7 protein-coding genes are annotated in these 11786 nt (G+C 53.9%); 6 read left to right on the top strand and 1 reads right to left on the bottom strand.

Annotated features, from left to right (window positions below):
• Nucleotides 1–22 precede the first annotated feature (22 nt).
• From M977_RS12540 to M977_RS12525, 4 genes are read left to right on the top strand one after another with little or no spacing between them, the layout of a single operon-like run.
• Nucleotides 23–1930, top strand: coding sequence for a TolC family protein (locus tag M977_RS12540; protein WP_157092070.1), 1908 nt, complete (start codon nt 23–25; stop codon nt 1928–1930).
• 8 nt (nt 1931–1938) lie between these two features.
• On the top strand, nt 1939–2766 hold the full coding sequence (locus M977_RS12535; RefSeq protein ID WP_243839635.1) for an efflux RND transporter periplasmic adaptor subunit: 828 nt from the start codon (nt 1939–1941) through the stop codon (nt 2764–2766).
• Complete coding sequence (locus tag M977_RS12530; RefSeq protein ID WP_064515444.1) at nt 2766–4115, top strand: efflux RND transporter periplasmic adaptor subunit; 1350 nt, start codon at nt 2766–2768, stop codon at nt 4113–4115. Before M977_RS12535 ends, M977_RS12530 begins: the two co-directional genes overlap by 1 nt.
• Nucleotides 4112–6217, top strand: a complete 2106-nt coding sequence (locus tag M977_RS12525; RefSeq protein ID WP_245163507.1) for a site-2 protease family protein — start codon at nt 4112–4114, stop codon at nt 6215–6217. The genes M977_RS12530 and M977_RS12525 overlap by 4 nt, the downstream gene beginning before the upstream one ends.
• A gap of 235 nt (nt 6218–6452) precedes the next feature.
• On the opposite strand, the gene M977_RS12520 is transcribed toward M977_RS12525, so the two are convergent.
• Nucleotides 6453–9017: an ATP-binding protein gene (locus tag M977_RS12520; RefSeq protein WP_064515442.1), complete on the bottom strand. Its 2565-nt coding sequence runs from the start codon at nt 9015–9017 to the stop codon at nt 6453–6455.
• A gap of 211 nt (nt 9018–9228) precedes the next feature.
• On the opposite strand from M977_RS12520, the gene M977_RS12515 reads away from it, so the two are divergent.
• Complete coding sequence (locus M977_RS12515) at nt 9229–10755, top strand: sugar ABC transporter ATP-binding protein (RefSeq protein WP_064515440.1); 1527 nt, start codon at nt 9229–9231, stop codon at nt 10753–10755.
• Between the two features lie 22 nt (nt 10756–10777).
• On the top strand, nt 10778–11767 hold the full coding sequence (locus tag M977_RS12510) for an ABC transporter permease subunit (RefSeq protein WP_064515491.1): 990 nt from the start codon (nt 10778–10780) through the stop codon (nt 11765–11767).
• Nucleotides 11768–11786 lie beyond the last annotated feature (19 nt).

Raw genomic sequence — 11786 nt, 5'->3', positions numbered from 1 at the left:
GTTTAAGATGGAAATAACAACAATGAACGCATACGTGGTGGCTGAAGTGAAAAAACGTGGCGTACCGTTAGTCAAACCTGTTGCTGGGTTGATTGCGGTACTGATTTTGGCTGGCTGTGGCACCATTAAACCGGAACCGTTAACTCAGGATGAGATCACCACACGAGTGAATCGTGACCGGGCAGAAATGTACCGTGGGCAAGAATCCCTAAGCGGCCCGATGACGTTATCCGATGCCATGGCGCGCGCGTTAAAATATAACCTCGACTACCGTCTGAAAATGATGGAAACCGCGTTGTCGCGCAGTTTGTTGGATGTCTCGCAACAAGACATGTTGCCAAAGCTGATGGCAGATGCAGGTTATCGCTGGCGTGATAATGATTCGGGCGGCACCAGTATCGGTATTGATGACGGGCTCGTCAGCTTGCGCCCTTCCACGTCGGAGGAACGCGAACATTATCTTTCCAGCGCGACTTTCTCCTGGGATCTTCTCGACTTCGGTATGAGCTATTACCGCGCCAAACAACAAGCCGATGAAGTTAATATTGCGGAAGAACGCCGCCGTAAAGTGCTGCAAAATATTGTCCAGGAAGTGCGTGATGCCTACTGGCGTGCATTAGGCGCGCAGCGTTTGCTCGACGAAACCCAACCACTGGCCGAGCAAATTGCCCAGGCGCTGGATAAAACCCGTGAAGCAGAACAGGCCGGGATCTTGCCGCCAATTGAAGGGCTGGAATACCAGCGCGCCCTGCTTGATGCCATGACCTTGCTGAACCAAAAACGCCAGCAAATGGAATTGGCAAAAAGCGAGCTGACGGCGCTTATCAACCTGCCGCCGGGCACACCGCTGGTGTTGCAAGACACACCAACGCCGCTGGCACCACCTCCGACCAACATTGATAATCTTGAGCAAATGGCACTTGAGCGTCGCCCGGAACTGCGTGAGGAAGATTACAAAACGCGCATCGACAGCTATGAAACCAAGCGCCAAATCGCCTCGTTATTCCCGAGTCTGAATCTGTTCGCCGGGTTGAATTACGACTCCAATGAATATCTCTACAACAACAACTGGATTGAAGGCGGCGTCGGTGTCTCGATGAACCTGTTTAAGCTGCTGAGTATTCCGGCAATCAGTACCGCCAACGATGCCCGCGCACAAACCGATGATGCACGCCGTATGGCGCTGAGCATGGCGGTTCTGACGCAAGTTCGTGTCGCCACTGAACGCTACAAGCTCGCCTCCTATGACTTCCAGATTGCCGAACAATCGGCGCAAGTCGACCAGCGCCTGGCGAGCATTTCCCGCGCAGGTTCTGATAACTCACTGACCAGTGATCTGGAAACATTGCGTACTCAGGCACGCTCGATTGTTTCGCGCTTCCAGGAAGCTTCATCGTATGCCGAAGCGCAGGCCGCCTATGGCCGAGTGCTGAACTCTGTGGGTATCGATTTGCTACCAGATCAGGTTAATCAAACCGACGTTGCCAGCTTATCGCGACAAATTGCCACCAGTTTGCGCCAACAAGAGAGCAGCGTATTTGCTCGTACTGCTGGTATTGTGGTGGAAAAACACCCGATATCTGTGCAGATCACGCGCCTGCCATCTGGCGTTTCACGCTCCACCGTTTCGCAATCCGTTGGTCGGGTGATTGAAGCAAACCACCTGTCTCTTGAGCCGTCACCGAAAAGCCTCACCTTGCAAATGGGCTTCAACATTGGTGCCAGCAACGGCACACGTAAAGGTGTTTGGACAATGCGTGTGCTGGATGCAGACGGTTCTGAAGTGCTGACTCGCCAGTACACAAGCTACCTGCCAAACGAAACCAGTACGCGTTCCATCAGCGCACTTGCCGAAGCAGCAACATTATCCATTACTACTGATTTACAAAGACTTGCAGGGGCAACCCCTGTTCTGACTGCGACGCCATGAGGCTGTGTATGAATAACAATAAAAAGAGCACATCTGCTCTACTACTCTCGCTAGCCTGTTTTTCTGTGCCAGCCTTTGCCGCCAATCCTGTTTTTGCGGCTCCTGCTGAGGTAAAAACACCCACCGCGCAAGGCAGTACCACGGTGCGCTTCCTGGTACTCGCCAACCGCGAAAGCCCGCTTTCAAGCGTAGTGCCTGGGCGCATGGCGAAAATCAATGTGCAACTCGGCGACCCCGTAACCCAAGGCAAAGTGCTGGCAAGCATGGATTGTAGCGATTTAGTGGCACGTAAAAATGCCGCCGAAGCGGAGTTTCACGCCGCTCAACTGCGCTATGAAGCCAAAGCAAAACTGCAGGGATTACAATCAGCTGCTGCACTTGAGGTGGGTTTAGCCGCCTCTGAAGTCAACCGTACCAAAGGTCAGGTCGGCATTTTTGACGCCCAACTGGCGCAGTGTCGCTTTGTGGCACCGTTCAATGGTCGCGTAGCCAAAATCTATGTCAAAGAAGGCCAGGGGATTGGTGCTGGTGCGCCTGTGATTGATTTGGTCGGAAGCGGCACGTTGCGTGCGCGTTTAAACGTCCCTTCAAACTGGGTGGCATGGCTGAAAATTGGTTCGCAGCTTAATGCCTCCGTGGGTGAAACCGGCAAGCAGTACCCGCTCACCGTGACGAATATCAGCGGCAAAGTCGATGCGGTCAGCCAGACTATCGAAATTGAAACTCGCTTCCCGGAAAAAACCGATGACGTGTTGCCGGGCATGAGCGGACAAGCCGTTGCTATCTGCCCTCCTGATGAAAACCGTTGCCTGAAAAGCGGAGCTGCAAATTCGTGATGTCCAGTACAGCCTTCTACCAGCTAGCAGCCCGGGTAGAAGCGATAAGCAACTCCGCCGAGTTAGGCTTCGCTATATGTAACGAAACACGCCAACTGGTGGATTACCGCCAGGCGGCGCTGTTGTCTCTCACCTCATCCAACCGTGCAAAACTGGTCGCTCATTCAGGACTTAGTGATACCGACAACAATACACCGTATGCCTTATGGCTCTCTGACGTAGCAAAAGAGATTGCGCCACATTGCCGCGCACTGCCGCCAGAAGCCCGTGTGCTGGCACTTTCACCCGCGCAACTCAGTGAGCCCCTTGCTCCGCAGTGGGATGAATGGCTGCCTGCAAATGTCTGGGTGTTGCCATTAACCGGTGCCGACGGAGAGATTCACGCGCTATGGTTTTTGGGCCGTGACGACCCGTGGCCAACAACGCTCGCACCGACATCCCCGGAGTTTACCCTGCTGCAACTGAGCGGGTTGTACGGTTATGCATGGTGGGCCTTAACGGCACGACCTTCACGTTTCAAGCAGTTCTGGCAGCGCAATACCGGGCGTCGTCTCGGTTATATCGTGCTGGCGGTGCTGTTGGTGTTATGCATTCCGGTGCGCGAATACACACTGGTGCCTGCCGAAATTATCTCGCTACACAGTGAAGTGATTGCCGCTCCTGACTCCGGCGTGATTAAACGCATGGTCGTGCTGCCAAACAGCGATGTGGTGAAAGGCCAGGTGCTGGCAACGCTCGATGACACGACATTGCATAACCGCCTTGCTGTGGCACAGGCGGAGTTGGAAACCACTGAAACCACGTTGCATCAGGCTTCACAACAGGCGATTGAAGACCAACAGGCTAAGTCAGAACTGGCAATGGCTGAAGGCAAATGGCGCGAGAAAAAAGTTGAAGTTGAATCGATAACACGCGACCTCGAAAAGCTGACCATTCGTGCTCCTGATAACGGCGTATTTGTCTATTCTGACCCGGACGACTGGGCTGGTCGTCCGGTTCAAACCGGTGAGCGAATTGGTTTGCTGGCAGACCCTGATAACCTCGGCGTTCGCGCCTGGGCCCCGGTAAGTGAATCCACTAACCTGAAGCATGGGGCACCGATGAAAATCTTTTTGAAAGTCGCCCCTCTTGATTCACTGGACGCAAAACTGGGATACGCGGGTTATCAAACGGTGGAAGCACCCAACGGTGTCGCCAGTTATATGCTGCGCGGCACGCTGGAAGGTAAACCTGCGGTTGCGCGTATTGGCTTGCAGGGAACCGCGCGCGTAACGGGTGATTGGGCAATGCTCGGTTACTTATTGCTACGTCGCCCTATTGCCACATTACGTGCCGGGAGCGGGTGGTGATACCTGGTGCTGCAACGGCCCCAGCGTGGCCTGCGCTACGTGATGAACTGCGACTGAACAGCGCAGGTACCAACCGCGACGGCTCTCCGGCCTGGCACTTGGCTGATCCTGTGCGTAATCTTTTTTTTCGCCTTGGCTGGCTGGAAATTGAAATTCTTAAACGCTGGCAACTGGCGGATGCCGGGAAAATAGCGCAGACGATTAATCAGCAAACTACGCTGAATGTTGATGAAGAAGATATCAAAGCTTTTGTGCTGTTTTTACAGCAACAACAGTTGCTACGTAGCGCTCGCTATCGCCCGGCATCCTCTGCGTGGAAGTGGTTGTTACACAGCTATTTGTTTATCCGCATTCCGCTGGTTCACCCGGAAAAAGCCCTGCGTAAAGCGCTGCCGTGGTTAAAGCCGCTGTTTAGCAAAACCTTCATGTGGTTAACGTTGTTTGTTGCGATTACCGGTATTGTGCTCGCCGCTCGCCAGTGGGACACCGTGGTTGCCACGTTGCATAACTCGGTGAACTGGCATGGCGCGGTGGCGTTTGCTATCGCTCTGGTTTTTTCCAAATGTTGGCATGAAATGGGCCATGCGCTTACCGCTACCAGGCACGGTGTACGGGTTGGGCACATGGGTGTTGCGTTACTGGTGATGTTGCCGATGGCCTACACCGACACCGGTGAAAGCTGGAAGCTCATCCGTTCGCGCGACCGTTTAAAAATTGCCGTCGCCGGGATTGCCTCTGAATTAGTTCTGGCAGCATGGGCTACCTTGCTGTGGTCGTTTGCACCTGAAGGCAGCGTCAAAAACGCGTTATTTTTCCTTGCGACCACCGCCTGGGTTATGACAGTCGTGGTTAACGCCAGCCCGTTTATGCGTTTCGACGGTTATTACATTCTGAGCGACATGCTGGATTTTCCAGGGCTGCACGAGCGCGCAGGAAACTGGGCGAAGCGGGCGATGCGCTGGCATCTATTTGGTATCAACGATCCAAAACCCGACAACGTCACCCCGGCCTTTGCCCGTTTTCTGACGGTATTTGCCTTCGCCACCTGGATTTATCGCCTGCTGCTGTTTATCGGTATTGCGGTCGTTATCTATCACGCCTTTTTTAAGGCGTTGGGCGTGATTCTGTTTTTGATAGAGATTGTGACTTTTGTGGTGCAACCGATGATCCGAGAAATCAAACACTGTTGGGCACGGCGCGCGGAAAGCCAGCCTTTCCAGCGCCGAAGATTGCTGCTGATTGCTATCGCCGCGTTGCTGGTTATTTTTGTGCCGTGGTCGAATAAAGTGAATCTGCCTGGGGTGATTGAAGCCGGTTTTGTACAGCCAATTTATACGCCGTACAGTGCGCGCCTCGAGAAGATCCTCGTCACCGATGGGCAGGAAGTGAAAGCCGGGCAGCCGCTGTTCGAGCTGATTGCACCACTACCGGAAACCTCGCAGCGAAAAGCTGAGGAGATGCGCCGCGCATGGGAGTTCAGCGCGCGCGGTGCGTTAGGGCTTGATAAAGATGGCCCGGCAAAACAGGTTCTGGCAGAGCAAATGGCGCGCCAGTACTCGCTCCAGCAAAGCGCTGGGAATAATGAATTGCTGCGTCTGAGGCTGGTCGCGGCTTCCAGTGGCCGTATTGAAGATAGCGATATTTCGCTGCAACCGGGTAGCTGGGTTTCCCCTTCTACACACATTGCCACACTGGTGAATGCCGATCGCTGGCGGGTGAAAGCGCTGGTGGGTGAAGAAGATTTGGGGCGCTTACGCGTAGGGGCTCAGGCAAAAATTTATCAGCATGATGAGTGGCAGCCGCTTATCGGGCGCGTGGTTTCTATCGACCATAATGTCGTCACTCGCCTGCCATCTTTGTTGCTGGCTAAAGATCACGGTGGCCCAGTGCAATTAAACCCAACCGCGCAGGCAAAAGATTTGCGTCCACAGGGCGTTTGGTATCGCGTATCAATTGAAGGTGACGGAAAAGCTGCAGCCCTCAACCGGGAAAATCTCGCTGATATTTCTGTTGAGAGTAAACGCCAGAGTCTCGCACATCGCTGGTTTAATAGCGTGTCATTGATGCTGATTCAGCAGACGGGCATGGGGAAAGATGGGTAAAGTCTAATGGGATTGGCTTCAAAGTCAGCCCCTCTTTGCAGAGGGGCTAAGTCCTTGCTACAGGATGATCAATGAGGTGCATATCAATTGATGAGGCGGCTAAGTTGCATTCCTAAACCCACCCACTTCCTCCTGGGATACTGGAAGGGGTCTTTCTATTAATGTCTGTTTCAGGACCCGGAGTCAATTGTTTGACGATGACCTTTTCATTGATTTGCAAACCTGACACAAAATTTTATTGATGCCGTGCTCGCCGCAAAGCCTGGGCCAGTTTTTGCTGATTAAACGGTTTACGCAACAGCTCGACTTGCGGCAATTGCTGCCCGCTGCGGCGCAAATCCTGGCCGCTAATTAACAAGCACGTCAGATGCGGATAATGCTCAAATGCATGCTGTACCACATCGGCGCCACTCATTGGCCCTGGTAGCATTAAATCGCTGATAAGTATTTGAATATCCGGTACCTCTTTCAGCAATTGTATTGCCTGCTGGCTATCACTGGTTTCTAACGTCAAATACCCCAACTGATGCAACTGCTCGCACAACGTCTGGCGCACATCGTGTTCATCTTCAAGTACCAGAACCAGTTGGTCTTCATCAGAATTTACTGCCAGCGGCTCGGGTAACGTTTCACTCACCGCCTGTGCTGGTGCGCGCGGCAATTGTAAACGCACTAACGTCCCCTGCCCCGGCGCACTTTCAATTTGCACTCGCCCGCCGGACTGGCGCACAAAACCATACACCATTGATAAACCCAACCCACTGCCACTGCCCGTCTGCTTGGTGGTGAAGAACGGTTCAAATACTTGAGCTTTTACTTCCGCCGACATGCCATGACCACTGTCGATAACTTCCAGCGCTACCATATCCTGCTTGCGCCCGCTCGAGCGCACCACGCGCTGATTCCAGGTGCGGATTTTGATAGTACCGCTTTGCCCTTCCATCGCGTCGCGGGCATTCATCACCAGGTTAATAATCGCGTTCTCCAACTGGTTAACGTCAATCCATGCGGGCCACGCTGGGTGCTGCGCTTCAATTTCAAGCGTCAGCGCTGCCGGGAGCGAATGGCGGATCAGCGGGTCGAGGTTTTCCAGCAGATTTTTCATCAACACCGCATGGGGGTGCAGCGATTGTTTGCGCGAGAACGCCAGTAAACGTTGAGTCAGTTGCGCCCCGCGTTCGGCGGCCTTTAAGGCACGTTGAATACGTATGGCATCCGGTGAATCGGAAGATGTCAGCTCAAGACTGCCAATAATCACCGCCAGCAGATTATTAAAATCATGCGCGAGGCCACCGGTTAACTGCCCCACCGCTTTCATTTTTTGGCTGTGAACCAGCGCTTCTTCCAGCGCTTTACGCTCACTGCGCTCAAGCACCACGTTCACCATGCCGCGCCCCGGCACCGGGCTAAAACGCAGCTCAATGGTGCGGTTATCTGCCAGCCTGAGTTCCTGCGGTTTGGGTAACGGGCGCGAGAGATTTTCAAGGATATGTTCCTGAAGCGGCGTGACCTGTTTGAGCAGGCTCATATAATGCTGCCCGCGCTGCAATCGTTCCGGTGCCAGCCCCAACAGCAGCGGGTATTGCGGGTTCCACACCACCAAAATCCCGTCGTTATCAAACAGGGCAAAACCGTCGCGCATCGCGTGGAAGGTGGTTTCCAGTTGAGTGCTCTTTTCTTTGAGAAGTTTCGAGGTGTGTTCCAGGGATGCAGTGTTGCGCGCAAAAACGTTAAACGCTCGCGCCAGTTCGCCCAGCTCATCACGCCGCTGTAAGGCAGGCACGCTAACATCGCGCTCGCCCCGTGCCAGCCGCGTCATAGCGTGGGAGATTGCCGTCAAATTCGAGCCAAGGTTGCGGTAAATATACCAGCCTGCAAACCCGGTAATCACCAGCGCCAGCAAGGCAAACAAGCCAATAAAGGCAATCATTGATTGAAGCTCTTTATGGCTTTGATCGGTGCGACTAAGGGACTCTTGCGCCACTTTTTGTACGTACTGGTTAATGTCCTGGTTCAAAAACGCCACCAGCGCTTTGATATGGTACATGTACCAGGAAATCCCTAAATCGCTGTTTTCAAGCAGCTGGGAAAGTGGCAGCAATTGCTGCAAATGGGTAGTGAACTCCCGCAATATCCCATCGACTAAGGGCGAATCATCATGTGCCGGAAGCTGCGCCATCACTTCGGTAAGCTGTATGACGGTGGCTTTCGGGGAAGGCGTCTGGATAGCAATCAGAATCAGCCTGTCCATTTCGGTTAACAGCCGTGCTTCCGGGGTCACTCGCCCGTCGCGAGCATTAATTTCCTGAATATGATGCAAGTAACTTTGGTTTTGATACAACGCACTGAGCAGCGAGTTGCGTTCCAGGTGGCGACGATGGCCCAACTCCAACATCCGTGTGACGCTGCTTTCCAGTTCATTGCTGCGTTCGGTAATACGCTTTACCAATTCCGGTTCACGGCTGGCAAGTGGTGCATGCGCCAGGTGGTTAAGCGAATTCTGTAGTGCCTGCTGTGTTTGCTGCAAACGCTGCGCTTCGCTCTGATATTCCAGCGCACCCACCACCTGCGTGAGGCGCACTGCTGCTGTCGCCACATTCGCGGTATCTCGCGCCAACTCCATGCTGCCGGACATATCGCTCAGCGTTTGCCCCTGCACCTGCTCCTGCAAACGGCTGGCGTGATTAAAGCCGAGAATGGCCACGCCGCACACCATCAACGTCACCGCCACCACCAGCAGGTTAAAGGAGAGCAGGCGGCCACGGGCGCTGGTGAGGAAGGGCGTGCGGGGTGCAGGCATGGTTTAGCTCCATTCAGGGTTTGTTTCAATGAGTTAAGCAGTCATATGAATTGTTCACCAACATACGCAGCATAATTCGAGGTGCAGCCAACGCACCTGCAACTTGAAGAATGCTGTGTATGTGACAAATGTGAATAGCCCCTGACATTTTGCATTTACATAGACATGCTCAACTGGCAGCAATCGAAACCTTACCCGCAGGAGTCGCGCTATGAGTAGCGTTCCCATTCTGGAGATGCGCAATATTGCCAAGTCATTTGGCAAGTTTTATGCGTTGAAAGGTGTCGACTTAACGGTGTTTCCTGGCGAAATACACGCCTTGATGGGGGAAAACGGCGCGGGAAAAAGCACGCTGATGAAAATCCTCGCCGGAGCCTATACCGCAACCAGCGGTGAGATTTTAATTAACGGCGATCCCTACAGCATCAAAGGCCCGAAAGACGCACTCAATGCGGGCATCACGCTGATTTACCAGGAGATGCAACTTGCCCCGAATCTTACCGTTGCTGAAAACATCTTCCTTGGCAGCGAACTGTCACGCGGTGGTTTAGTAAAACGCAAAGAGATGGTGATGCAGGCCCAGACGGTTATCGACCGCCTCGGCGCACAGTTTAAGGCCAGCGATTTAGTATCGCGCCTGACGATTGCCGAGCAGCAGCAGGTGGAAATCGCCCGCGCGCTGCACCGCAACAGCCGCATCTTAGTGATGGATGAACCTACCGCCGCACTTTCTTCACGTGAAACGCACCGCCTGTTCGAGTTGATTATGCGGCTGCGCGATGAAGGGATGGCAATTATCTATATCAGCCACCGCATGGCGGAAGTGTACGAGCTTTCTGACCGCGTGAGTGTGCTGCGCGACGGGCAATACGTCGGCAGCCTGACGCGTGAACATCTCAATGCCAACGAGCTGGTACGCATGATGGTGGGCCGCCCGCCAAGCGATCTATTCAATAAAGAGCGCGACATTCCACAAGGTGCCGTGCGCCTGAACGTTCACCACCTGACGGACAGTGCAAAAGTGCAGCCGGTCAGCCTGCAGGTAAAATCTGGCGAGATAGTCGGCCTTGCGGGACTGGTCGGTGCCGGGCGTTCTGAACTCGCACAGCTGATTTTTGGCGTGCGTAAATCCACCGGCGGCACGATAGAAATCGACGGGCTGCCCGTAAAGATTCACTCCCCTCGTGAAGCAATTAGCCACGGTATCGGTTTCCTGACCGAGAACCGCAAAGAGCAAGGCTTGTTCCTCGAACTGGCAGCGCAAGACAACATCACCATGGCAACACTTGAGCGCGACGCGCACTACGGCTGGCTGGATCGCAAAAAAGCCCAGACCATTTCTGATGATGCCATCAACCTGCTCAATATCCGCGTGCCGCATGCACAAGTGCGCGCAGGCGGCTTATCCGGCGGTAACCAGCAAAAGCTTTTGATCTCGCGCTGGGTGGCGATCGGCCCGCGAATTTTGATCCTCGATGAGCCAACGCGCGGTGTGGATGTCGGCGCAAAAAGTGAGATCTACCGGATCATGAGTCAGATGGCGAAACAGGGTGTGGCGATCCTGATGATCTCCAGCGAATTGCCCGAAGTGGTCGGAATGAGCGATCGGGTGTATGTGATGCGCGAAGGCAGTATTGCCGGGGAATTGCACGCCGCTGATATCACGCAAGAGAACATTATGACGCTGGCAACCGGCGTTGAAGATGCCCACAAAAAGGTGGTTCAACATGGCAACTAATCAACCTAAAGAAACGCCGCTTATGCACACAACTCCCCAGCAAGTCGCCAAATCCGCCTCGCTGAAAAAGGCGCTGTTTGGCGATCTGATGCAAACCGTCGGGATTTTGCCAATTTTGATCCTGATCGTCGCCGTTTTTGGGTTTATCACGCCGAACTTTTTTACTGAATCTAACTTGCTGAATATCGCCCGTCAGTCGTCTATTAACATCGTTCTGGCTGCGGGGATGACGTTCATTATTTTGACTGGTGGGATCGACCTTTCCGTGGGCTCGATTCTGGGCACTACGGCTGTAACAGCGATGGTGGTTTCTCTGATGCCAGGCTGGGAGTCGCTTTCGATTCCTGCCGCGCTGATGATGGGCACCGGGCTTGGGTTGTTTAACGGCATGCTTGTCGCCTGGGCCGGACTACCGCCGTTTATCGTCACGCTCGGCACCTATACCGCGCTACGTGGGGCGGCATATTTGCTGGCTGACGGCACGACGGTGATCAACTCCAATATCAATTTTGAATGGATAGGCAACTCGTATCTTGGCCCGATTCCGTGGCTTGTAGTGATAGCGCTGGCGGTGATTGTGGTCTGCTGGTTCATTCTGCGACGCACCACGCTTGGTGTTCATATTTACGCGGTTGGCGGCAATATGCAGGCCGCACGCCTGACAGGCATCAAAGTGTGGCTGGTTTTGCTGTTCGTGTATGGCATGAGCGGTTTGCTGTCCGGGCTTGGCGGGGTTATGAGTGCTTCGCGGCTATATAGCGCGAACGGCAACCTTGGGATGGGTTATGAGCTGGACGCCATCGCTGCGGTGATTCTTGGCGGCACCAGTTTCGTCGGCGGTATCGGCACGATCACCGGTACGCTGGTCGGCGCGCTGATTATCGCCACATTAAACAATGGCATGACGCTGATGGGCGTCTCGTATTTCTGGCAACTGGTGATCAAGGGTGCGGTGATCATCATTGCGGTGCTGATCGATAAATACCGTACCCGTCATCATCAAAGTGCATAACAACAAAACTCTACCCTAT

The organism is Buttiauxella gaviniae ATCC 51604, assembly GCF_001654835.1.
GTDB classification, from domain to species: domain Bacteria; phylum Pseudomonadota; class Gammaproteobacteria; order Enterobacterales; family Enterobacteriaceae; genus Buttiauxella; species Buttiauxella gaviniae.
The sequence above is the reverse complement of the archived record's forward strand: the minus strand, read 5'-3'. Positions and strand labels throughout refer to the sequence as shown.